Source organism: Arthrobacter sp. 05N33_2 (genome assembly GCF_056397425.1).
Genome location: NZ_JBFTNJ010000005.1, coordinates 20,514 through 42,819, shown reverse-complemented (window position 1 = coordinate 42,819; position 22,306 = coordinate 20,514). Strand labels below are relative to the sequence as shown.

Annotated in this window: 21 protein-coding genes; 9 read left to right on the top strand and 12 right to left on the bottom strand. The window is 68.3% G+C overall.

Annotated elements, in window-relative coordinates:
• Positions 1-19 precede the first annotated feature (19 nt).
• Positions 20-1,456 (top strand): class II fumarate hydratase, encoded by a 1,437-nt coding sequence (locus tag AC1DHX_RS05495; RefSeq protein ID WP_476859144.1) that lies wholly within the window; start codon positions 20-22, stop codon positions 1,454-1,456.
• 102 nt (positions 1,457-1,558) lie between these two features.
• On the opposite strand, the gene AC1DHX_RS05490 is transcribed toward AC1DHX_RS05495, so the two are convergent.
• Positions 1,559-2,227: a VWA domain-containing protein gene (locus AC1DHX_RS05490; protein ID WP_476899892.1), complete on the bottom strand. Its 669-nt coding sequence runs from the start codon at positions 2,225-2,227 to the stop codon at positions 1,559-1,561.
• Positions 2,228-2,411: 184 nt separating this feature from the next.
• On the opposite strand from AC1DHX_RS05490, the gene AC1DHX_RS05485 reads away from it, so the two are divergent.
• Both AC1DHX_RS05485 and AC1DHX_RS05480 read left to right on the top strand, forming a co-directional pair.
• Positions 2,412-3,128 (top strand): TetR/AcrR family transcriptional regulator, encoded by a 717-nt coding sequence (locus AC1DHX_RS05485; RefSeq protein WP_476859145.1) that lies wholly within the window; start codon positions 2,412-2,414, stop codon positions 3,126-3,128.
• The gene (locus tag AC1DHX_RS05480) at positions 3,125-4,855 is read left to right on the top strand and encodes an MDR family MFS transporter (protein WP_476899891.1); all 1,731 of its coding nucleotides are present in this window, start codon (positions 3,125-3,127) and stop codon (positions 4,853-4,855) included. The genes AC1DHX_RS05485 and AC1DHX_RS05480 overlap by 4 nt, the downstream gene beginning before the upstream one ends.
• A 127-nt stretch (positions 4,856-4,982) precedes the next feature.
• Here the strand turns inward: AC1DHX_RS05480 and AC1DHX_RS05475 are convergent, their stop codons facing one another.
• The gene (locus AC1DHX_RS05475; RefSeq protein ID WP_476899890.1) at positions 4,983-5,540 is read right to left on the bottom strand and encodes a prepilin peptidase; all 558 of its coding nucleotides are present in this window, start codon (positions 5,538-5,540) and stop codon (positions 4,983-4,985) included.
• Positions 5,541-5,598: 58 nt separating this feature from the next.
• On the opposite strand from AC1DHX_RS05475, the gene AC1DHX_RS05470 reads away from it, so the two are divergent.
• Both AC1DHX_RS05470 and AC1DHX_RS05465 read left to right on the top strand, forming a co-directional pair.
• Complete coding sequence (locus tag AC1DHX_RS05470) at positions 5,599-6,426, top strand: hypothetical protein (RefSeq protein WP_476849089.1); 828 nt, start codon at positions 5,599-5,601, stop codon at positions 6,424-6,426.
• Between the two features lie 48 nt (positions 6,427-6,474).
• The gene (locus AC1DHX_RS05465; protein WP_476859146.1) at positions 6,475-7,125 is read left to right on the top strand and encodes a GNAT family N-acetyltransferase; all 651 of its coding nucleotides are present in this window, start codon (positions 6,475-6,477) and stop codon (positions 7,123-7,125) included.
• Between the two features lie 462 nt (positions 7,126-7,587).
• Here the strand turns inward: AC1DHX_RS05465 and AC1DHX_RS05460 are convergent, their stop codons facing one another.
• Both AC1DHX_RS05460 and AC1DHX_RS05455 read right to left on the bottom strand, forming a co-directional pair.
• Positions 7,588-9,027, bottom strand: coding sequence for a PhoH family protein (locus tag AC1DHX_RS05460; protein ID WP_028277376.1), 1,440 nt, complete (start codon positions 9,025-9,027; stop codon positions 7,588-7,590).
• A gap of 233 nt (positions 9,028-9,260) precedes the next feature.
• The gene (locus tag AC1DHX_RS05455) at positions 9,261-10,022 is read right to left on the bottom strand and encodes an isoprenyl transferase (protein WP_043436292.1); all 762 of its coding nucleotides are present in this window, start codon (positions 10,020-10,022) and stop codon (positions 9,261-9,263) included.
• Positions 10,023-10,176: 154 nt separating this feature from the next.
• On the opposite strand from AC1DHX_RS05455, the gene trhA reads away from it, so the two are divergent.
• Positions 10,177-10,893, top strand: a complete 717-nt coding sequence (trhA, locus tag AC1DHX_RS05450; protein ID WP_230009209.1) for a PAQR family membrane homeostasis protein TrhA — start codon at positions 10,177-10,179, stop codon at positions 10,891-10,893.
• Positions 10,894-11,019: 126 nt separating this feature from the next.
• Here the strand turns inward: trhA and AC1DHX_RS05445 are convergent, their stop codons facing one another.
• From AC1DHX_RS05445 to mca, 4 genes are all read right to left on the bottom strand, one after another.
• Positions 11,020-11,685 carry an HAD family hydrolase gene (locus AC1DHX_RS05445; RefSeq protein WP_230012707.1) on the bottom strand — a complete coding sequence of 222 codons (666 nt, stop codon included), beginning with the start codon at positions 11,683-11,685 and terminating at the stop codon, positions 11,020-11,022.
• Positions 11,682-13,976 (bottom strand): thioredoxin domain-containing protein, encoded by a 2,295-nt coding sequence (locus AC1DHX_RS05440; RefSeq protein WP_476859147.1) that lies wholly within the window; start codon positions 13,974-13,976, stop codon positions 11,682-11,684. Before AC1DHX_RS05440 ends, AC1DHX_RS05445 begins: the two co-directional genes overlap by 4 nt.
• Complete coding sequence (locus AC1DHX_RS05435; RefSeq protein ID WP_223914167.1) at positions 13,954-14,340, bottom strand: hypothetical protein; 387 nt, start codon at positions 14,338-14,340, stop codon at positions 13,954-13,956. Before AC1DHX_RS05435 ends, AC1DHX_RS05440 begins: the two co-directional genes overlap by 23 nt.
• A 105-nt stretch (positions 14,341-14,445) precedes the next feature.
• Positions 14,446-15,351: a mycothiol conjugate amidase Mca gene (gene mca, locus AC1DHX_RS05430; protein ID WP_230008780.1), complete on the bottom strand. Its 906-nt coding sequence runs from the start codon at positions 15,349-15,351 to the stop codon at positions 14,446-14,448.
• A gap of 117 nt (positions 15,352-15,468) precedes the next feature.
• On the opposite strand from mca, the gene AC1DHX_RS05425 reads away from it, so the two are divergent.
• Both AC1DHX_RS05425 and greA read left to right on the top strand, forming a co-directional pair.
• A complete protein-coding gene (locus AC1DHX_RS05425) occupies positions 15,469-15,921 on the top strand; it encodes a DUF4307 domain-containing protein (RefSeq protein ID WP_476849093.1) in 453 nt (150 codons plus the stop codon).
• 219 nt (positions 15,922-16,140) lie between these two features.
• Entirely contained in the window at positions 16,141-16,635 is a 495-nt protein-coding gene (gene greA / locus AC1DHX_RS05420) for a transcription elongation factor GreA (protein WP_028277369.1), read from the top strand.
• A 135-nt stretch (positions 16,636-16,770) separates the two neighbouring features.
• Here the strand turns inward: greA and AC1DHX_RS05415 are convergent, their stop codons facing one another.
• The 4 genes from AC1DHX_RS05415 to AC1DHX_RS05400 form a co-directional block, all read right to left on the bottom strand.
• The gene (locus AC1DHX_RS05415; RefSeq protein ID WP_476849094.1) at positions 16,771-17,397 is read right to left on the bottom strand and encodes a rhomboid family intramembrane serine protease; all 627 of its coding nucleotides are present in this window, start codon (positions 17,395-17,397) and stop codon (positions 16,771-16,773) included.
• 5 nt (positions 17,398-17,402) lie between these two features.
• Positions 17,403-18,641, bottom strand: a complete 1,239-nt coding sequence (ilvA, locus tag AC1DHX_RS05410; protein WP_026537791.1) for a threonine ammonia-lyase — start codon at positions 18,639-18,641, stop codon at positions 17,403-17,405.
• Between the two features lie 21 nt (positions 18,642-18,662).
• On the bottom strand, positions 18,663-19,976 hold the full coding sequence (locus tag AC1DHX_RS05405) for an AI-2E family transporter (protein WP_476849095.1): 1,314 nt from the start codon (positions 19,974-19,976) through the stop codon (positions 18,663-18,665).
• A gap of 100 nt (positions 19,977-20,076) precedes the next feature.
• Entirely contained in the window at positions 20,077-21,054 is a 978-nt protein-coding gene (locus AC1DHX_RS05400) for an aldose 1-epimerase family protein (protein WP_243180042.1), read from the bottom strand.
• A 90-nt stretch (positions 21,055-21,144) separates the two neighbouring features.
• Here AC1DHX_RS05400 and galK point away from each other — a divergent pair, with 90 nt between their 5' ends.
• Positions 21,145-22,305, top strand: coding sequence for a galactokinase (gene galK, locus AC1DHX_RS05395; protein ID WP_476859148.1), 1,161 nt, complete (start codon positions 21,145-21,147; stop codon positions 22,303-22,305).
• Position 22,306: the final 1 nt, after the last annotated feature.

The following is a 22,306-nucleotide window of genomic DNA, read 5'->3' as shown; positions in this document are numbered from 1 at the left end:
CTCCCAATAAGCTAGCCCCATGACTTCCACAGATGAGTTGAACACCGAAGAGTTCCGCATTGAACACGACACGATGGGCGAAGTCCGCGTTCCCGTGAACGCCCTGTACCGCGCACAGACGCAGCGGGCAGTCGAGAACTTCCCCATCTCCGGCAAGACCCTGGAGCGCGCCCACATCGAAGCCCTGGCACGGGTGAAGAAGGCCGCCGCCCAGGCAAACGCAGAACTGGGGGTGCTCGACGGCGAGCTCGCCCAGGCGATTGCCGACGCAGCCGACCAGGTTGCGGCCGGCAAGTACGACGGCGACTTCCCGATTGACGTCTTCCAGACCGGCTCCGGCACGTCCTCGAACATGAACACCAACGAGGTCATCGCCGAGCTCGCCACGCGTGCCCTCACGTCTGCCGGAAGCGACAAGGTTGTCCACCCGAACGACCACGTCAATGCCTCGCAGTCCTCCAATGACGTCTTCCCCACGTCCGTCCACGTCGCCGCCACGTCCGCCCTGATCAACGATCTGATCCCGGCCCTCGGCTACCTGGCGGAGTCGCTGGGGCGCAAGGCCACCGAATTCAAGGACGTCGTGAAGTCCGGCCGCACGCACCTCATGGACGCCACCCCCGTCACGCTGGGCCAGGAGTTCGGCGGCTACGCCGCGCAGGTCCGCTACGGCATCGAGCGCATCAACGCCGCCCTCCCCCGCGTCGCCGAGGTCCCGCTTGGCGGCACCGCCGTGGGCACCGGCATCAACACGCCGGCCGGATTCCCGGAGCGCGTGATCGAACTGCTGGCGGCCGACACCGGACTGCCCCTGACCGAGGCCCGCGACCACTTCGAGGCCCAGGCCAACCGGGACGGCCTCATCGAAGCGTCCAGCCAGCTGCGCAACATCGCGATTTCCTTCATGAAGATCAACAACGACCTGCGCTGGATGGGCTCCGGCCCCAACACCGGCCTCGGCGAAATCGCCATCCCGGACCTGCAGCCGGGCTCGTCGATCATGCCGGGCAAGGTCAACCCCGTCATCTGCGAAGCCTCCATCATGGTCTGCGCACAGGTGATCGGCAATGACACCGCCATCGCGTGGTCCGGCACCAACGGCGCCTTCGAACTCAACGTCGGCATCCCGGTCATGGCCGCCAACCTCCTTGAATCCGTGCGCCTGCTGGCCAACACCAGCCGCGTCATGGCCGACAAGATGATCGACGGCATCACCGCGAACGTCGAGCGCGCCCGCTTCCTCGCCGAGGCCTCGCCGTCGATTGTGACCCCGCTGAACAAGTTCATCGGCTACGAGAACGCCGCCAAGATCGCCAAAAAGGCCGTGACCGAGGGCCTGACCATCCGTGAGACGGTCGTCTCCATGGGCTTCCTCGAGCGCGGCGAACTGACCGAAGAGCAGCTGGACACCGCCCTGGACGTCATGTCCATGACGCGCCCGCCGCACAAGGCCTAACGGCTCCGGGCGGCGCCGCCCCCGAAGAGTACAACCCCCGCCGGCCGGCATCCTTCCTGGAAGGGTGCCGGCCGTCGGCATGTCTGCACCGCAGGTCAGAACTTAGACCCGGGGCGGTTCCCCGCCGGCGGCTTCCCGCTCCTGCGCCGTGTACGCCGCCGCGGCCGCGGCATCCGCCATGCTGGCACCGCCGATCCGTGCCTCCCGCAACCGCCGCGTCTTGGCGGACTGGAYGGAGAAGGCAGCATCGACGTTCCCGGCGGCGTAGGTCAGGGCGTCTTCGGCGCGGATGCCGAGGCCGCCGGCGGTCAATACGGCGTCCTGGTTGGCGCCCAAATACGTGAACTGCCAGCCCCACTGGCTCTGCTGCCGCTGGACCAGGGCCTTGACCAGCTCGCCCGTGGCCTCGCGCGAGGAGTTCTCGTGGCCGTCCGTCAGCACGGCCACCAGCACAGTGCCGGGGCGCTTGTCCTCCGGAAGGGCCGCCAGTTCCGCACCCGCTTCGCCGATCAGCCGGACCATGGCGTCGTGCAGGGCGGTGCTGCCCCGCGGCTGCAGGTCCAGCGCCGGCACGTCCTGGATGTCCACCGAGGCGTAGACGCGCTCGTAGGTGTCATCGAACTGCGCCAGCGACAGCCGGCACCGGCCCGCCACTGCCCGCTGTTCGCGGATGAACGCCGCAAACCCGCCCACAGTGTCATCGGCGATGGCGCTCATCGACCCGGAACGGTCCAGGAGGACGTACACGTGCGTCAGGGCTGAATCTGTCATGCTTCCCCATTTCCGGCCCCGACGGCGCTTCTGCCTCGTCGCGGGCCACCTGTTGCCAGCGGTATGGCTGGACAGGAGCAGGCTACGGCCGGGCAGCGACATTATTGCCGGCAACAGCCCAAACAACCCAAACAGCCCAAAGTTTCTTTTGCACTATTTATAATTTAGTGCAAAAATACACTTCATGGGAAACAGTGCAATTACTTCGGGCGGCCTCCGCGAGCGCAAGCGGGCCGCAACACGGGCGGCGATCACCGCCGTCGCGCGTTCCCTGACCGCCGAACGCGGCCTCAGCGGCTACACCGTGGAGGAAGTCTGCGAGCGCGCGGGCATCTCCCGCCGGACCTTCTTCAACTACTTCCCTGCCAAGGAAGATGCGATCCTGGGCCACGTCGACGACGACTTTCCGGAAGAGGTGGTGGCCCGGTTCATGGCGGGCGGCGCGGGTTCGCCCGCCGGGGAAATCTCGGCCTCACTCCTCGCCGACCTCGTGCGCCTGTCCCTTGATCTGTCAGAGCGGATGAGCGGCTCCGAGGAAGAGACCCGCCAGCTGATCGGGGTGATCAAGAAGGAGCCCCAGCTGATGCTGAAGATCATCGGCGCCACCGAGGCACGCGAGGCCGACTTCGCCCGGCTGCTCGCGGCCAGGGAAGGCGTACCTGCCGATCATCCCGTAGTCCGCATGGCCGTGGTCCTCCTCGGAAACGTCGCCAGGAAAACCAGCGCCGACTACTTCTCCGAGGGCAACGCCCGCCCCTACAAGGACTTGCTGCTGGAAAACATTGCAGCAGCCCGCACGCTCTTCTCCCTGCCGTTCACCATGTCCCAGTTCGACACAGTCCACTTCGACGGAGTCGAGTCAAATACAGTCCAGCCCAACCCTTCCGAAGGAGCGCAATGAGCGCCGCCGTCAGCACCAAACCAGCAGCCGAGCCGCTGCTGCTGACCCAGAAACGCATCTGGATCATCTTCTCCGCCCTCATCGCGGGCATGCTGCTCTCCAGCCTTGACCAGACCATCGTCTCCACCGCCATGCCGACGATCGTCGGCAAGCTCGGCGGCGTGGAACACCAGGCCTGGATTACCACGGCCTACCTGCTCGCCACCACGATCGTCATGCCCATCTATGGAAAGTTCGGCGACATCCTGGGCCGCCGGAACCTGTTCCTCATCGCCATCGGGCTCTTCACCCTCGCCTCCGTCGGGTGCGCCCTCGCCACCGACTTCTGGGGCTTCGTGGTCTTCCGCGCTATCCAGGGCCTCGGCGGCGGCGGCCTGATGATCCTGTCCCAGGCCATCATCGCCGACATCGTTCCGGCCAAGGAGCGCGGCAAGTACATGGGCCCGCTGGGCGCAATCTTCGGCCTCTCCGCCGTCGCCGGACCGCTGCTGGGCGGTTTCTTCGTGGACYACCTGACCTGGGAATGGGCCTTCTACATCAACATCCCGATCGGCATCGCCGCGTTCACCATCGCCTGGTTCACCCTGACGCTGCCGAACAAGAAGGCCGAGAAGCGGATCGACATCCTGGGCGTGCTGCTGCTCTCCGCGGCCACCACGTGCCTGATTTTCTTCACCGACTTCGGCGGCAAGAAGGACGAAGGCTGGGATTCCCCGCTGACGTGGGCGTTCGGCGCCGGGCTGGTGCTCGCCGCTACGGCCTTCATTCTGGTGGAGCGCCGGGCCGAGGACCCGATCATTCCGTTGAGCCTGTTCAAGAACCGCATCTTCGTGAACTCCACCGCCATCGGCTTCACCCTCGGGCTGGGCATGTTCGCGGCTATCGCCTTCGTCCCGACCTTCCTGCAGATGTCCTCCGGGACCTCCGCCGCCGAATCCGGCCTGCTGATGCTGCCCATGATGGTGGGACTCATGGGCATGGCCATCTTCTCCGGCATCCGCATTTCCAAGACCGGCAAGTACAAGATGTTCCCGATCCTCGGGGCCACCCTGACCATCGCGGCAATGCTGTGGTTGACCACACTCACGGCCGCCACGCCCATCTGGGTCATCTGCGTGCAGCTGTTCGTCTTCGGCGCCGGCCTGGGCTCGATCATGCAGGTGATTGTCCTGGTGGTCCAGAACTCGGTGCCGGCGGACCAGATCGGCACGGCCACGAGCACCAACAACTACTTCCGCGAGGTGGGCGCATCCCTGGGCGTCGCGGTGTTCGGCTCCATCTTCACCACCCGGCTCTCCGAGTCCCTGACCAATGCCTTTACCGGCGCCGGGGCGTCCGCTGAGCAGGCGTCGCAGTCCACCCGGACGATGGACCCCCAGGTCCTCAGCCAGCTCCCGGCGCAGCTCAAGGACGCGATTGTCAACGCCTACGCGGACTCGCTCGCCCCCGTCTTCTGGTACCTGCTGCCCTTCCTGGTCATCGCCCTGATTCTGGCCCTGACCCTCAAGCAGATCCCCCTGTCGGACACCGCCGGCATGGTGGCCCGCGGCGAAGCAGTCGGCGGCGAGGAAGCCGAGCGGCTCGAGGCGGAACGGGCGGCAACCCGCCACGCCGCCGACGCCGCGGAGTCCACGGGGCCGGAAGGGCTTTCAGCCCACGGCAACACCGGTGGGTCCGGCCACGAAGACGAGCTCACCCGCCTGCGCGGCTCAGTGTCCGGAAACTGAYGGTCCGGAGACGGCCCGGCAGCAGCCGGTGAGTGCCAGCAGGGGCGCCGCAACCTTTGGGGGTGCGGCGCCCCTGCCGCGTGCCGGCCGGTCGGCTCCGGCAGGCCGGGATGGCCGTGCAGTCGGCCTATCCGGCGGCCGGCAGCAGCATGGCGGCGGCCGTGCCGGCCAGCATGAAGGGCCCGAAGGGAATGGCCGACTGCAGCGTCCCGCGCCGTGCGGCGAGCAATCCGAGACTCCACAGCCCGCCGAGGACGAACGCCGCAAAGGTCCCCGCCATGACGTGCCCCCAGCCCAGGAATCCCAGGTACATTCCCAGGACGCCCGCGAGTTTCACGTCGCCGAATCCCATTCCCGGCGGATATACCGCGTGCAAGAGAAAGTAGAAAAGCCAGAGGGCTGCCCCGCCGGCCAGGACACGGAGCCCCGGAATGCCGAATGCCCCGGCGTCGGCTATGCTGGCCACGTCTCGCCCGCCGGGAAGCAACTGGCTGGCCGCCGCGCCCAGCAGAAGGACTCCGGCGATCCCATAGGAGGGAAAGACGATCCTGTCCGGGAGCAGGTGGTGCCGGACGTCAATGACCGTGAGCCGRACSGCCATCACGAAGWAATACGCGCACGCAGCCAGGGCAAGCCAGAAAGCCAGCGGGTTGGCGGCGCCCAGGGTGCCGAGTCGTTCGATCACCCTCGGATGCTACTTGATATTCGTCCGGCCCGGCGGTCCCCGCGCGTAAACTGTGGATATGGCCGCATGGGACAGCACGAACCGGCGCGGGCCGGACGCGCCCCGCGGCCCGGCGGAGAAGGCCGCGGCCTTCCGGAACCTGTGCCGGTCATCGCCCTGGAAGTGGCAGTCGCTGAGGTTCGAGTACCTGGACCGGCCGCTCACGGTTTCCGCGGTTTCCCCGGCCGCCCCCTCCCCCGGCGACCTCGTCAGGGGGTGGCTGCGCCGGCCCGGTGCCTTGCGGCTGGAGACTGCCGACGGACTGGTCATCGGCAGCACCACCGGCATCAATGACTCCCGCGGCGGCTTCTATATCAGCTCCACGAGGAAGACCTGGCTCCTACCCCCGCAGTTGGTTACGCCGGTGTACGACGACGACGGGCTGGTGCGCCGCCGCCCGGAGGCAGCTTATGGCGAGCCGTCGTTCGGCAACGGCAGGTTCGCCGCCGTCCTGGACCCGGTGGAGCTTGCGGGGAACGCCCCCGTCCCGTTGGAGTTCCCCAACTCCAACGCCGTCGAGCTTGGCCCCATCACGGAGGTAGACCACGAGGGCCGGCCGGCCCTGGAATCGACGGTCAGCCCGAACCTCTCCTACCGTCCCGCCGATCCCGGAGCCCCGCTATGCCGTCCGGGACGCACGCTGCTGAGGATTGACTCCGGCACGGGCGTCTGCGTTGCGAGCCGCTGGCTGGACGCGCCCGGGGCCGGCTCAGAGCAGGACGGTTACGGGCACTGGCTCCGCATCCTGGGCGTCGACGAATACATGCTCGATGACCTGTTCCTGGCCGAATCGATGAACCTCACGGACGTCCGGCGCCACATCAGCTGGGACGTCCCCGCGGAATAGCCCGGCCGTGACTCGCATCCGCCCGCCGGCACCGCTAGGCTTCCTGCGATGACTGAACCCGCCGACTACTGGCCCCCTTTCGCCTTGAGCCTGACCACGCCGCGTCTTCAGCTGCGCCCCATCCGCGACGCGGACATTCCGGCCGCGGTCTCAGCCGCCCTGAGCGGCGTGCACGAGCCGGGCCGCAGCCCCTTCAGCAGGCCCTGGGCCGAATCCCCCACTGAGGAGCTCGGCCCGAACATGGCGCAGTGGTACTGGCGGTGCCGCGGGAACATGACACCGCAGGGCTGGACCCTCCTGCTCGGCATCTGGCACGAGGACGAATTCGTCGGCTGCCAGGACGTCGAGGCCAAAGACTTCGCCACGCTGAAGACGGTCACCACGGGCTCCTGGCTGCGGCAAAGCGTGCACGGCCAGGGCCTCGGCAAGGAAATGCGGGCCGCCGTCGCCCTCTACGCCTTCGACTGGCTCGGCGCCGAAGTGGCGGAATCCGAGGCCGCCGCCTGGAACCAGCAGTCCCTGGGCGTCTCACGCTCCCTCGGCTACGAGCTCAACGGCGTCACCCGCGCCGCCTGGGGCGGCAGGGCCCAGGAGGTCCAAAACGTCCGCCTCACCCCCGCCACCTTCAAACGCCCCGACTGGCAGCTCGAGGTAAAAGGCCACGAACCCACGGCCAAATTCCTGGGCATCCACGAATAGCCCCAGCGGGGCCGCGGCGCCCGCCGTCGCTCAGACGCCTCCTGTCGCTTCCCGTCGCTGGGTTGCGGTGGTTGCGGGTGCCGTGGTTGGGTTCGCCGGACCGCCACCTTTCGCCGTCGCTTAGACACGACGCATGGGACCCGCTGCGGTCGCTGGGCGACCTCCGGGGATCCGATGCGCCGCGATGCGCTCCTCTACGAAAGACGGCGACCCGGCTGGTGGGCGTCTCACCATCGCGGGGCAGCGGTGTCCCGCTAAGGAGCGCATCGCCGACCAAAGCGAAGCGAAGGTCGCCCAGCGACCGCAGCGCAGCGACGGGAGGTGTCTAAGCGACGGCGGGACGCCGCTGCCCGGCGAACCCAACCACGGTTTCCCGACAACGGCGAACCCAACCACGGTTTCCCGACCACAGCGAAGGGCCGTGGTCCGGCGAACCGGACCACGGCCCCCAACCTCGGGAGGCTAGATCTCCGCCCCCTCCAGCAGCTCCGTCACGAGGGCAGCGATCGGCGAGCGCTCCGAGCGGGTGAGGGTGATGTGGCCGAACAGCGGGTGTCCCTTCAGGGTCTCGACGACGGCGGCCACGCCGTCGTGCCGTCCCACCCGCAGGTTGTCCCGCTGGGCGACGTCGTGCGTCAGGACGATCTTGGAGTTCTGGCCGATCCGGCTCATCACTGTCAGCAGCACATTCTTCTCCAGGGACTGCGCCTCGTCGACGATCACGAATGCGTCGTGCAGGGAGCGTCCGCGGATGTGCGTCAGCGGCATGACCTCAAGCATGCCCCGGTCCATCACTTCCTCCACCACTTCCTGGCTGACCAGCGCGCCCAGGGTGTCAAAGACCGCCTGCGCCCACGGGTTCATCTTTTCCGCTTCGGACCCGGGCAGGTAGCCGAGTTCCTGCCCGCCCACCGCGTACAGGGGCCGGAAGACGATCACCTTGCGGTGCTCCCGGCGCTCCAGGACGGCTTCGAGACCGGCGCACAGGGCCAGTGCGGACTTGCCCGTGCCGGCCCGGCCGCCGAGGGACACGATGCCGACCGACGGGTCCATCAGGAGGTCGATCGCCAACCGTTGCTCGGCCGAGCGGCCGTGGAGTCCGAAGACGTCGCGGTCGCCCTTCACGAGCCTGACCTGTTTGTCCGCCCCTACCCGTCCGAGGGCCGAGCCGCGGCTGGACAGCAGGACCAGCCCGGTGTTGGTCGGCATCTCGGCCGCCGCCGGGATGAATACCGGCTCGTGCCCGTACAAGGTGGCAACCTCGTCCTCGCCCGCGTCGAGCTCGGCGACGCCGGTCCAGCCGGAGTCCTTGACGAGTTCATTGCGGTACTCGTCGGCCAGCAGCCCCATGGCCGAGGCCTTGACGCGCATCGGCAGGTCCTTTGACACCACCGTCACGTCGCGGCCCTCGTTGGCCATGTTCTTCGCCACCGCGAGGATGCGGCTGTCGTTGTCCACCCCGCGGAACCCGGCGGGCAGCACCTCGGCGGAGATATGGTTCAGCTCCACCATGAGCGTGCCGCCGTCGGGGCCCAGCGGGATGGGACGGTCCAGGCCGCCGTGCTCGAGCCGCAGGTCATCGAGCAGCCGGAGGGCCTTGCGCGCAAAGTAACCCAGCTCCGGGTCGTGGCGCTTTCCTTCGAGCTCGGTGATGACAACGATCGGCAGGATGACCTCGTGCTCGGCGAAGCGCAGGAGGGCCCGCGGATCGGAGAGCAGGACGGAGGTATCGATCACGAAACTGCGGGCCGTGCCCCGGCTCCCTGTTCCTTCCCCGGAAACAGCAAGACCGGCCGCCGCGGAATCCGCTGCACCGGTCTTTGAGGTGGCTCGCTTGGCGCGAGAGGTAGCTTTCTGTCCCTGRTCGGAAATGACGTCGGGCAGTTGYTCAGAAATAGCCACATCGACTCCAGCCCCGGGGCAATGCCCGGAATTGTTATTGGTGAGGCGGCTCGGCCTGGAGGCCGGACGCGGCCTCCCATACACCCGGTGCGAAAATCCGCTCCATGTACTGGCCTCCCCGATCGGCCGGCGAATTGCCTGCCGATGGGATTAACGTACGTCTCCGGGGGCCGGTTTGTCCGATAATTTTTCGGCGATTCTTGTTGCCGTCTTGTGAACTCCGCGTGAACCGCTCAGGCGCCGAAGCGGCGCTGCCTGCCGGCGTAGTCGCGCAGGGCACGCAGGAAATCCACCTTGCGGAACGCCGGCCACAAGGCCTCGCAGAAGTAGAACTCACTGTACGCGCTCTGCCACATGAGGAATCCGGACAGCCGCTGCTCCCCGGAGGTCCGGATCACCAGGTCCGGATCCGGCTGGCCCCGGGTGTAGAGGAAGCGCGAGATGTCATCCACGGTGAGTTCATCGGCCAATTGTCCAATGTCCGCTCCCCGGGCGACGGCGTCGTGCAGCAGTTCCCGGACGGCGTCGACGATCTCCCGCCGTCCGCCGTAGCCGACGGCGACGTTGACGTGCAGCCTCTCCTGCGCGGGCGTGCGCGCCGTCAGGTTGTTCAGCCGCTCGGCGAGGTAGTCCGGCAGCAGCTCGGGGGCGCCCATGGCGTGAACCGAGATGTTGGCGTCCTCGTCCAGCCGGTCCAGGGTGTTGGCGATGATGCCCATCAGGAGGTCGAGTTCCTCGCCGGAGCGGTTCATGTTGTCCGTGGAGAGCATGTACAAGGTGACCACCTTGATGCCCAGCTCCTGGCACCAGCCGAGGAATTCGTGGATCTTGTCCGCGCCGGCCTGATGGCCCTGGCTCGTGGGGGCGTTGAACTGGCGGGCCCAGCGCCGGTTGCCGTCGACCATGACGCCGACGTGGCGCGGGATCCGTTCAGGATCGAGGGAGCGCTGGAGCTTGCGCTCGTAAAAGCCGTAGAGGAATCCGGGCATTTCCATCCGGAGATTCACCTGGCTTCCTTGAGGTACTTGTTCAGTGCACATCCTAGGCTACCTGCCGGTGGGCCGTGCCGGGTGCAGCTCCGTCACAGGACAGCCCCGGACCGCTTGTTACTCACCGGTAACTTACTAGGGCGTAGGTTACTATTACGGCATGGAAAGCAACAGTCCGGAGCCCCGGCCGGAGCCTCCGGCGAAGCGGGCAACCCCGGTGGACGACGCCGCGGTGCGCCTGGCTGAACTGCTGATGATCAAGCCCAAATGGCGGGGCTGGATCCACACCGTCACCGCCCCGCTGGCACTGGCCGCCGGGCTGGTGCTGGTGATCCTGGCGCCGCCGGACCTGAAGGTGGCCTGCGCCGTCTATGCCGTTACCGGGGTCCTGCTGTTCGGCGTCAGTGCCGTCTATCACCGCGGGAACTGGTCACCGCGCGTGAAGATCGTCCTGAAGCGGCTGGATCACACGAACATCATGCTGGTGATCGCCGGAAGCTACACGCCGCTCGCCTGGGCCCTGCTGGACCGGCAGCAAGCCGAAGTGCTGCTCTGGGTGATCTGGTCCGGGGCCATCCTCGGTGTGCTGTTCCGCCTGCTGTGGACCAATGCCCCGCGGTGGCTCTATGTGCCGATCTATATCGCACTCGGCTGCGGCTCGCTGTTCTATCTGCCGGACTTTTTCGCCGCCAACGCTGCCTCGGCGGTGCTGATCTGCGTCGGCGGGGTCCTGTACATCACGGGAGCCGTGTTCTATGCGCTGAAGAAGCCGAATTTCAGCTATGAACACTTCGGCTTTCATGAACTGTTCCATGCGCTGACGGTCTTTGCCTTCGCCGCGCACTACATCGCCATTGCCATCGCGGTCCTGGGCTGACGCCGGCTGCGCTGATTCTCCCCACCTTTGAAACTGCGACGCCGGGACTCGCCGGCAGTTCGGCCCGACACGCCGGGCGCCGGCTTCAATCGTGGGGAATTCCGGCGTCAGGAGCCCGCCCCCGGCTCAGCCGGGATGCCCTGCCGCAATGAGCTCGGGCAGCAGCCGCATGTCTGAAAAGACGGTGGTTCCGGGACCGGCCAATCGGGAAGCCGGGGTGACACCGCCGGCATACGCGAAGACGTGCATTCCCGCCGCCCGGGCGGCCTGGACGCCGTAGGCGCTGTCCTCGACGACGGCGCACCGCCCGGGAGCGGTGCCCAGGCTCGCCGCGGCGTGGAGGAACAGGTCCGGCGCGGGTTTGCCGTTGGCCACCTCTGTGGCGCTGTAGATGCGGCCCTGGAAGCGGCGCAGCAGCCCGGTCTTGCCCAGGGTCCGGCGCATCTTTTCGTGGCTGCCGCTGGAGGCGACACAGTGCGGCAGGGACAGCCGGTCCAGGGCGTCCTCGATGCCATCAACGGCCTCGAGGTCACGTTCAAACGCCTCCTGGTACCAGCGACCGTAGTCGCGGTCCCAGCCGTCGGCCAGCCGGACCCCGAGCTGCTGTTCCACGGCGGCCACAAAGTGCGCCTCGGATTTTCCGACGAACCGTTCCACGATGTCATCGAGTTCCAGGTCCCAGCCGAGATCGGCCAGCACGCGCTGGTCCACCCGGATGGCGATCACCTCGGAATCCACCAGCACACCGTCGCAATCGAACACCACCAGCTCAAAGCCGTCCTGACCAGTCATGAGGACATCCTAGCCAGCTGCCCGCGCATTTCTTCGACGGAAGTCGAGGGGAGGCCGCAGACCATGCCGCGGCACAGGAACACCTGCGGGGCGCCGTCCGGGCCCGCGCCGCGGCCCTGCAGCAGCGGTATTGGCCGGGCGGCGCCGGCGGCCTGGACCGCGACCACCAGCCCSGGGCTCGCCGAGAGCAGCAGCTCCCGGTGCAGCACGGCCCGTTCCGGGGTGTCCGGTCCGGCGACGGCGGCCTCGATGGGACCGGCGAGGGCGGCCTGGGCGGTCGCGAGCAGCCAGCCGGCGGCGCGGGGCGCCTGGCCCGCAAGCGGAGGAAGCAACAGGGCGAGGATGCTGGCCGCCAGGGTGCGGTGTTCGGACGAGCCGGAGAATGCCGAGTGGGTCAGCAGGGCACCGGCCAGCGCGGCGGCGCCGCTGGGGGTGGCGCCGTCGAACGGTTCCAGGCCGTCACGGCCGCCCTGGGCGGCCGTGACCTGCGCGGACTCCCCCGCAGCGTCCCTCAGGCCGCCGTCGGCCGCGAACCGCCTGCAGGCGGCGTCCAGAATGGCCTCGGCCAGCCCATACCAGCGGGTGTGCCCGGTAACCGCATAGAGCGCGAACAGCCCCTCGGCGCAGAAGGCGTAGTCCTCCAGCAAACCGCCGATTCCGCCCGCCACTCCGTCATGGGAGACGCGCAGAAGCCTGCCGGGGCCATCCGCCGCGGGCCGCCAGTGCACGCGCTCAAGATAGTCCGCGATCCGCTCCGCCGCGGCCACAAGCTCCGGGCGTGCCAGGACGGCGCCGGTGTCGGCGAGGGCAGCGACTGCCAGCCCGTTCCAGCCCGCCACCACCTTGTCATCCCGGCCGGGCTGGGGCCGGTTCCTGCGCGCCTGCGCCAGCAGCGGGCGCACCCGCTGCCACAGCGCGGCGTCCCCGGCGGACATCTCCCGGCCCGGATGCAGCGGCGAACCGTCAGCGCTCACGCTTCCGGGCATTCGGACGTTCATGAGGGCCGCCACGGCGGCGCCGTCGGCCGGGCCCAGGAGCGACTCAAGGCCGCCGGGAGTCCACAGGTAGCTGGCCCCCTCGGCGTGCACGCCGTCGACGACCGTGTCGGCGTCCAGCGACGACGCCAGGGCCACGACCCCGGTGTCCGGTCCCGACGCAGGGCCCGCCGCAGGGGCTGGCGCCGGTCCTGGCGCCGGGCCCGTCGCAGGTGCCAGCCCGAGGCGGGCCAGGAGCCAGTCGGCGGTAAGCCCGGCAATCCCGGCGGCCTCGGCCGCCGGGTACTCCGGCGTGCCGCCCAGCCGGACCCAATGGACATAGACGCGCAGCAACTGGGCGTTGTCGTAGAGCATTTTCTCGAAGTGCGGAACGGACCAGTCTCCCGTCACCGAATAGCGCGCGAAGCCGCCGTCGAGCTGGTCGAACAACGCCGAGCGGGACATTGCTGCCAGGCACCGACCGGCCATGTCCCGGGCCGCCGTCGCGGTCTCCAGGCCCGCGGAGTCCCGGCCCTCTATGTCCAGGCCAGCGGTGTCCGGAGCGGCTGCCGGCGGCATGCTGTCCGAGGGCACTGCGGCGTGACGGATCAGGAATTCGAGCACGGCCGCGGGCGGGAACTTCGGTGCGCCGCCGAAGCCGCCGTGGGCCCGGTCCTCGGCGCCGGAGAGGGCGGTGACGGCTTCGCCAAGGAGCGCCGCGTCCAGGGGTTCGGGCGGCCCGTCGAGGCGCAGGGCGGCTGCCGGCTGGGAGGCGGCGATGCCGCGCGCCAGGGTGGCCGCGTTGGCCTCGACGGCGCCGCGGCGTTCCGTCCAGGCCTCGCTCACGGCTTCAACGACCTGCCGGAAGGACGGACGGCCCGGCATGGGCCGGGGTGGGAAATAGGTGCCGGCATGGAAGGCGCGGCCATCGGGCAGGAGGAAGACGGACATCGGCCAGCCGCCCTCGCCGCTGATCGCCTGCGTCGCTGTCATGTAGACAGCATCGACGTCGGGGCGCTCTTCCCGGTCCACCTTGATGGAGACAAAGTGGGCGTTCAGGTAGTCGGCGGTTTCATGGTCCTCAAAGGATTCATGGGCCATGACGTGGCACCAGTGGCAGGCCGCGTAGCCGATTGAGAGGAACACCGGCACGTCCCGGGCGGCAGCGGCGGCGAAGGCCGCGTCACCGAACGGCTGCCAGTGAACGGGGTTGCCGGCGTGCTGGCGCAGGTACGCAGAGGGTTCCGCCGCCAGGGCATTCGAGGCCCCGGACGGCGGGTTGGGGAATCCGCGGTCAGCGGGTTCCGGGTCCCGCATCGCCGTTGACTTCCGGCCGGTTAACCGCGCCGTCGGACCGGGAAACCCCGCCGTCGGCGGGGAAGGCCGTGCCGTCAGCGCGGAAGGCAGCGCCGTCGGCAGGGAATACGCCGCCCGGGGCCCCTGGTTCCTGGGATGCGTCCTCGGCGGCCGCACGCTCTTCCTCCACCTGGGCACGGTAGCGGACCCGGCGGATACGCCGCACCATGTCCACGATCAGCAGCGCGGTCAACACCACGATGAAGGCTGTCAGCAGGAAGCCCAGCAGACCCGGGGTGACCTGGTCCTCGGACAGGCCCGGGCGCAGCGACGGCGTAGGGGTCGGCGCCGGGGTTGTTGCGAGGGCGATGAGCAAGGAATGCACGGTGGGAAACCTTCTGTGGAACTGGGTGTCTTTTCTGCGGTGACTTTTCTACAGTGCTTTGTCTACAACATCTTTTCTACACTGGATAGAAGAGCCATTTCGTCTCTATCTTAGCCCGGCGAAGAGGTCCGTTTCCGGCAGATCCACGGGGATCCGGGATTCGATCAGGGAGTAGTCCTCCCACGGCCAGACCTTGCGCTGCATGGCCGAGGAGACCGCGAAGAAGAATCCTTCCGGGTCCACCTGGGTCCGGTGTGAGCGGAGTGCGTCGTCGCGGGCTTCGAAGAAATCGCCGCACTCGACCTGGGTTGTGGTGGCGTGTGTCGGCGGCGGCGGGGTATGCCCCTCGGCGTCCGCTTCCAGCCAGGCAGCGAGCCGCTCGGCATACGGGGACTGCAGGCCGGCCTCCTCCAGCGCGGAGTGGAGGGCACGGAAACGGTCCGGGCTGAAGGCGCGGTCGTAGTAGAGCTTGCTGGGCACCCAGGGTTCCCCGGCGTCCGGATACCGGGCGGGATCGCCGGCCGCCGCGAAGGCCTCGACGGCCACCCGGTGCGCCATGATGTGGTCCGGGTGCGGGTAACCGCCGTTCTCGTCATAGCTGAGGATCACGTGGGGCTTGAAGTCCCGGACCAGCCGGACCAGCGGTGCGGCCGCCCGCTCCAGCGGCTGCAGGGCGAAGCACCCGGGCGGCAGGGCCGGCAGGGGGTCGCCCTCGGGCAGCCCGGAATCGACGAAGCCGAGCCAGCGCTGCCGGATGCCGAGGACGTTCGCGGCGGCGTCCATCTCCAGCCGGCGTGCCCCGGCCATGTCGCGTTTGGGGTGCGGTTGCCCCTCCATCGCGGGGTTCTGGATGTCGCCGCGGGAGCCGTCGGTGCACGTGGCCACCAGGACGTCCACGCCGGCGGCAGCATACATCGCCATCGTGGCGGCACCCTTGCTGGATTCGTCGTCGGGATGAGCATGGACCGCCAGCAGACGAAGCGGTGCTGACGGGCTGGGGGATGCTGTCATCGTGGGACGGCTCCTCTTTCTGCTGTGCTGCCCTGTTGGGGTGCGTCTGTTGGTGTGCGGCTTGGTCTGTGCGGCCAGCCGGAAATATCCCGGTCCGATCCACACTAAACTGGACTGGTGACTTCCGAGGACCAGCCTGCCGCGCCGGCACCTAACAGCCTATCCAATCGTTACGGCGGCCAAAAGCGCGCGCTGTCCCGCAAGGTCAAACGCAACATCCTGATCGCCGCCCTCGCCGTGGGCATTGCCTTTCTGGCCTGGGTCTCGACGTCGGCGGCCATCGGCGGTGTCAGCTACAAGGATGTCGGCTACAGCACCCCCGACGCCACGGTCACGGAAATCGACTTCCAGGTCACGAAGGACCCGGCAGCGGAGGCGAAATGCGCTGTGAAGGCCATGGACTCGAAGTTCGCGATTGTTGGCTGGAAGGTTGTGGACATCGGGCCGAACGCGGCCGATGCCGGCACGGACGGCGGACGCACCACAGCCCACCGCACCCAGCTGCGCACGGAATCCCAGGCGGTCTCCGCCGTCGTGGACAGCTGCTGGATTCCCGACGCCGGACAATAACGGGACCACAGGCCGCGGCAAGTGCCGGGCCGCGCACGCAGTGATGCCGTCCGAGGCTGCTTGGGACACCGTGTGATCCACGCCGCAGTCCTCTTTGGTTTATCCACAGGATTGACTACAATGGATCAATACCTTTCCCCCGCTGAGCTGGTTACTGCGTCATAAAAGTGGCCACCGTGGCGGGGTCTTTGCTTGTATGACCACCCAAAGGAGAAGTCCGTGTCTACCACCAACAGCGCAACTGCGGCTTGGCTTACCCAGGAAGCTTTTGACCGCCTGAAGGCAGAGCTGGACAACCTTTCCGGCCCCGGCCGGGCAGAAATCGTCCAGAAGATCGAAGCGGCGCGCCAGGAGGGCGACCTCAAGGAGAACGGTGGCTACCACGCTGCCAAGGAGGAGCAGGGCAAGATCGAGGCCCGCATCCGCCAGCTCACGGCCCTCCTCCGGGACGCCCACGTCGGGGAGGCCCCGGCCGACGACGGCATCGTGGAGCCCGGCATGATCGTCGTGGCTAGGATTGCCGGCGACGAGGAGAGCTTCCTGCTCGGCTCCCGTGAAATTGCCGGCGACTCGGACCTGGATGTCTTCAGCGAGAAGTCCCCCCTCGGCGCGGCCATCGTCGGCCACAAGGAGGGCGACAAGCTCAGCTACACCGCCCCGAACGGCAAGGACATCACGGTGGAGATCATCTCCGCCAAGCCGTACGCCGGCTGACACCAGCGACATAACAGCGACGCCGGTCTCTCCTTCAAGGGGAGGCCGGCGTCGTTTTTTCCGCCCGTTGGCGGGGGGCTGTTGGGGCCGGCCGGTTTGGCCGGAGTCCTGGGGAGGTGTCCTCTTTCCGGGTACTCAGCGTCCCGCTGGCAGCGCACCGGGGCGCCTGGTGCTCAGCAGCAGCGCGGCTGTGATACCGCCAATAGCCCCGCCCAGATGGGCCTGCCACGAGACGAAACTGGCCACGGTGGGCAGGATTCCGAACAGGATGCCGCCGTAGGCCATGAACAACACCACGGACAGGGCGATCTGCCACCAGTTCCGGTTGATGAAGCCGCGGACCAGGAGGAACGCGAAGAGCCCGAACACCAGCCCGGAGGCGCCAACAGTGACGCTGGCGCCGCCGATGAGCCACACCACGAGCCCGGATGCCAGCCAGCTGGCGGCCAGTGCGGTGATGAACACCCGGCGCCCGGAGAGGAACACGAGGAAGCCGAAGATGATCAACGGGAGCGTGTTGGACATCAGGTGGGCCAGGCTGGAGTGCAGCAGCGGAAAGGTCAGGATGTCCAGGATCCCGTCCAGGCTGCGCGGCCGCAGCCCGAAAGTGCGGTTCAGGGAGTGGAACAGTGCGGTGTTGAGGATCTCGATCAGGTAGAGCAGCACCACGAAGGAGCCGACCACCAGCAGTCCCCGGCGGGCCCGCACCGCGGTGCTCTCCCCTTCCCGCGGCTCCCCGCCCCCAAACGCGTCCGTCACCATGGCCCCTAGTGCACCACGATCGGCTGGAAACCCTCGGCGCGCAGCGCCGCCAGGACCTGGCTGCAGTGCTCGTGGCCCTTGGTTTCCAGGTTGACGGTGATGGAGACGTCGCCCATGCTGATGGAGCCGCCCACCCTGGTGTGGTCCAGGCCCGTGACGTTGGCGTCGTTCTCGGCGATGATGCGGGCAATCGTGGCCAGCGAGCCCGGACGGTCGTCCAGCATCATCCGCACGGTCATGTACCGGCCGGCGGCGGAGAGGCCGCGCTGGATGACCTTGAGCATCAGCATGGGGTCGATGTTGCCGCCCGAGAGGACCACCGCAACGGTTCCGGGGTTTTCGATCTTGCCTTCCATGAGCGCCGCGACGCCGACGGCCCCGGCAGGTTCCACCACCATCTTGGCGCGCTCCAGCAGGAAGATCAGCGCCCGGGCCAGGGCGTCTTCGCTGACGGTGACGACGTCGTCGACGAGCTCGCGGATGATGCTGAACGGCAACTGGCCCGGCCGGCCCACGGCGATGCCGTCGGCCATGGTGGAGACCTTCTTGAGCGGGACGAGGGCGTCGGCGGCGAGCGAGGGTGGATAGGCGGCGGCGTTTTCAGCCTGGACGCCGATAATGCGGATATCGCGGCCGAGTTCTTTGGCGCGCGCCTTCACCGCAACGGCAACGCCCGCGAGGAGTCCGCCGCCGCCGACACCCATCAGGATGGTGTCGACGTCGGGGACCTGTTCGAGGATCTCCAGCCCGACCGTCCCCTGGCCGGCGACGACGTCGACGTCATCGAAGGGGTGGACAAAGACGGCGCCGCTTTCATCGGCGTAGCGCTTGGCTTCCGCCAGCGCCTCGTCCACGTTGTGGCCATGCAGCACCACCTCGGCGCCGTGGCTGCGGGTGGCGGCGAGCTTGGGCAATGCGACGCCGAGYGGCATGTAGATCCGGGCCTTAATGCCCAGGCTCTTGGCTGCGACAGCCACGCCCTGGGCGTGGTTTCCGGCAGACGCCGCCACGACGCCGCGCTTCTTTTCGGCGTCGGAGAGCTTGGCCATCCGCACGTAGGCGCCGCGGACCTTGAAGGAGCCGGCGCGCTGCAGGTTTTCGCACTTGAGGAAGACCTCGCCGCCGACCGTGCTGCCGAGGGCCCGCGATGATTCCACGGGCGTCCGCGTAATAATCCCGTCGAGCAGCTTCTGCGCCTCCAGGACATCGTCCAGCGTGACGGGCAGGCTCTCAAGGGTATTCACGAACTGTTCTCCTTCTTTGGATCAGGCGTCGGTGCCCCGTCCGGCATCACTGCCCGGAGCACCGCTGTTGGGTGCGGCGCCCTCGCCGCCGGGGTTTGCGCCCGGCAGGTGGACGTCTGTGAAGGTGGTGTCTGCGCCGGGTTCGGGGGCATGACCGCCCCCGGCTCCCGCGGTTGCCAACACTTCATCATGTTCCCACGTTCTGCCCGCAATGTAGCGAATCGACGAGTTTGCTACGGCAAGGATCGGAACGGAGAACAATGCGCCGGGGATCCCGGCGAGGTAGGAGCCGGCCGCGACGGACAGGATCACGGCGACGGGGTGGAGGGAGACGGCCTTGCCCATGACGAGGGGCTGCAGGATGTGGCTTTCGAGCTGCTGGACGCCGAGCACGATCGCCAGCATGATGAGGGCGTTGACGGGCCCGTTGGCGACCAGCGCCAGCAGCACGGCGATCGCGCCGGTGAACAGCGCGCCGACCACCGGGATGAACGAACCGAGGAAGACCAGCACGCCCAGCGGCAGCGCGAGCGGCACGCCGATGATGGCGGCGCCGACGCCGATTCCCACGGCGTCCACGAAGGCGACGAACATTTGGATGCGTGCGTAGCTGACCATGGACGTCCAGCCGCGGCGGCCCGCGCCGTCCGTGGCCCGGCGCGCCTTCCGGGGCATGAGCCTGACCAGGAAGGCCCAGATTCTGTCGCCTTCGAGCAGGAAGAAGATCAGGATGAACAGCGCCAGGACCAGGCCGGCGGCGAAGTGCCCGGCGGTGCTCCCGAACGTCAGAGCCCCGCTGAGGATGCTGCTGCTGTTGTTCTGCAGGGCCGCGGTGGCGTCCTCGATGTACTTGTCGATCTGGGCGGCCGTCAGGTGCAGCGGGCCTTCCGACAGCCAGGTCTGAACCTGCTGCACGCCCGTGAGCGCCTGGGACCACAGCTCGCCGAAGCCCTGCATGAGCTGGCGCCCGACCAGGGTCAGCGCACCGACGATGAGGCCGATGAAGCCGAGCACAGTGATGGCGACGGCGAGCCCCTTGGGCACACGCCGGTTGGCCATCCAGCGCACTGCGGGGCTGAGAAGCCCCGAGAGGAGGGCAGCCACCATGACGGGGATGATGAGGAAGCTGACGTGGCTGAGCAGCCAGACCAGCAACCCGATCACGAGCAGGATCAGCCCGCCGCGCCACGCCCAGGCGGCGGCGATCCGCACGCCGTAGGGAATGTCCTGGTCGATCTCCCGGTCGGTCCATACCCGGGCCCCGGCACGTGCGCCGGTCCCGGCCGCGGAATAGGAGGGGCTTGTGGCAGGTGCGGCGTCCTCAGCTGGCGTCATAGCCCCATGATTCCGTAGGCGACGTTCAATAGGAAACCAGCAACCAGCAACCGGCCCGGGGGCCGTTCCTGGGGTCAGGCCGCCGGGTCAGCCCACAGCGTCAGCCTGCAGCGGCCGTCAGCGAGGCGGAGATGCCCCAGGTCATGGAGAACTGTTCCCCCGGCGCAAGCCAGCGCAGTCCCTCGCCGCTGTTGAACGCGTTGGCGGGACCGGTCATCGGCTCGATCGCGACCGCCTTCGACCGGCCCGGAAATTCCGTCGTCACGAAGACATGGACGTACCCGCAGCTCGCGTCCTGCCACAGGCTAACCGTCCGCCCGTCGGGTGAGCGCAGCGTGTGCCGGGCGACGCCGCCGTCGAACTCCAGGTCCGTGTAGGCCGAATCGAGGTCAAGTGTCCCTACCGGCCGCCCGCCGCGCAGATCGAAGTCGCCGCTGACCGGTTCACTGCTGCGCGGGATGAGGCGGTCGTCGGCGACCAGCCTGGTCCGGGCGTCCACGCTCACGGTGAGGTCCTCGCTGGGCACGTCGCCCAGCCGCAGGTACGGGTGCGCGCCAAGCACGAACGGCGCGCGGTCCTGGGAATCGTTGATCAGGGTTTGGCGCACCACCAGCCCCAGGTCCTCGGCCAGTTCATAGCGGACCCGGTGCCGCAGAAGAAACGGGTAGCCGTGCTGCGGAAAAACTGCCGCCTCCAGGGTTACGGAGAACTCGTCCTCGTCCACGAGATCGTAGGAGGAGTTCCGCAGCAGACCGTGGCTGGCGTTATTGCGGGAGACCTCGGTGATGTCCAGCTGCAGCTTCTTGCCGTTGAGGTGCCAGACGCCGTCCTCCACCCGGTTGGCCCACGGTGCCAGCGTGATGCCGGTGGCGCCGGGCGCAATGTCGGCATCCCCGTAGGTTTCCGTCAGGGCGGTGTCTCCGCGGCTGTAGAGCCGCAGGCCGGCGGCGAGTTCGGTGACGACTGCCAGGGCGTCGCCGCGCCGGAGCTCATACTGCCGGCCGGACGCGTACCGGCGCATCGTGTCATTGGCGGCGGATACAGTGCCGGATGCCGGGGGTGTCGCTGAGAGATCCATGGTGACCACCGTACAGCCCGCACCACACAAACAACCCCGCGAACCCGTATACCTTGGACCCATGACTTCCAGCAGCGCAGGAGCCAGGCCATGAATCCACCCCTGGACGGCCGCGGGCTCGCCGCCCGGTTTGAGACGGTCTTCGGCGCCCGGCCCGACGGCGTGTGGCAGGCACCGGGACGGGTCAACCTCATCGGCGAGCACACCGATTACAACGAGGGCTTCGTCCTGCCGTTCGCCATCGACCGGGCGGCCCGGGTTGCCGTCCGGGTCCGGCCGGATTCCACCGTGCGGATGCTCTCCACGTTCGGCAACCAGGGGCTGACCACCGCGGAGACCGGCTCGCTGGCCCGCGCCAGCGCCAGGGGCTGGACAAAGTACCCGCTCGGGGTCATCTGGGCCCTGCAGCAGCGGGGCCTCCAGGTTCCCGGCGTGGACCTGCTCCTGGATTCCGAGGTTCCGCGCGGGGCGGGCCTGTCGTCCTCCCATGCCATCGAATGCGCCGTGATTTCGGCGCTGAACGGGCTCATGGACGCCGGCCTCTCCGTGCAGGACATGGTCCTGGCCACCCAGCGGGCGGAGAACGACTTCGTCGGCGCGCCCACCGGCATCATGGACCAGTCCGCCTCGCTCCGGGCCACGGCCGGCCACGCCGTCTTCCTCGACTGCCGGGACCAGAGTGTCCGGCTGGTGCCGTTCGACGCCGACGCCGCGGGACTGGTGCTGCTGGTTATCGACACACGGGTTTCCCATTCCCACGCCGACGGCGGGTATGCGGCCCGGCGGGAATCGTGCGAACTCGCCGCCGAGGTCCTTGGCGTGCGGGCGATGCGCGACGTCGGGTTCGAGGATCTCGAGGAGGCCAGCGGGCTTCTGGACCAGGAGACCTTCCGCCGGCTACGGCATGTGGTCACCGAGAACCAGCGCGTGCTGCAGACGGTGGAGCTGCTGGACACCCGGGGCCCGGCCGCCATCGGTCCCCTGCTCGACGCGTCCCATGCCTCGATGCGCGATGACTTCGAGATCTCCTGCGCGGAGCTGGACCTTGCCGTGGACACGGCGCGGTCGGCTGGCGCGGTCGGCGCCCGCATGACTGGCGGCGGCTTCGGCGGCTCCGCGATCGCCCTGACCCCGGCGGGATCGGCGCAGCAGGTTCGCTCCGCCGTCGAACGTGCCTTCGCCCGGGCCGGGTACGCCGCGCCGGAGATCTTCAGCGTCAGCCCCGCGGCCGGAGCCATGCGCCTGGCCTAGG

Bases quoted from the DNA above. Each gene is read 5' to 3' on its own strand.
- AC1DHX_RS05400 (WP_243180042.1), bottom strand. From the start codon at position 21,054: ATGGATCTCTCAGCGACACCCCCGGCATCCGGCACTGTATCCGCCGCC.
- AC1DHX_RS05485 (WP_476859145.1), top strand. From the start codon at position 2,412: ATGGGAAACAGTGCAATTACTTCGGGCGGCCTCCGCGAGCGCAAGCGG.
- galK (WP_476859148.1), top strand. From the start codon at position 21,145: ATGAATCCACCCCTGGACGGCCGCGGGCTCGCCGCCCGGTTTGAGACG.
- AC1DHX_RS05470 (WP_476849089.1), top strand. From the start codon at position 5,599: ATGGCCGCATGGGACAGCACGAACCGGCGCGGGCCGGACGCGCCCCGC.
- AC1DHX_RS05465 (WP_476859146.1), top strand. From the start codon at position 6,475: ATGACTGAACCCGCCGACTACTGGCCCCCTTTCGCCTTGAGCCTGACC.
- AC1DHX_RS05445 (WP_230012707.1), bottom strand. From the start codon at position 11,685: ATGACTGGTCAGGACGGCTTTGAGCTGGTGGTGTTCGATTGCGACGGT.
- mca (WP_230008780.1), bottom strand. From the start codon at position 15,351: ATGACAGCATCCCCCAGCCCGTCAGCACCGCTTCGTCTGCTGGCGGTC.
- AC1DHX_RS05405 (WP_476849095.1), bottom strand. From the start codon at position 19,976: ATGACGCCAGCTGAGGACGCCGCACCTGCCACAAGCCCCTCCTATTCC.
- AC1DHX_RS05415 (WP_476849094.1), bottom strand. From the start codon at position 17,397: ATGGTGACGGACGCGTTTGGGGGCGGGGAGCCGCGGGAAGGGGAGAGC.
- AC1DHX_RS05495 (WP_476859144.1), top strand. From the start codon at position 20: ATGACTTCCACAGATGAGTTGAACACCGAAGAGTTCCGCATTGAACAC.
- AC1DHX_RS05455 (WP_043436292.1), bottom strand. From the start codon at position 10,022: ATGGAAATGCCCGGATTCCTCTACGGCTTTTACGAGCGCAAGCTCCAG.
- trhA (WP_230009209.1), top strand. From the start codon at position 10,177: ATGGAAAGCAACAGTCCGGAGCCCCGGCCGGAGCCTCCGGCGAAGCGG.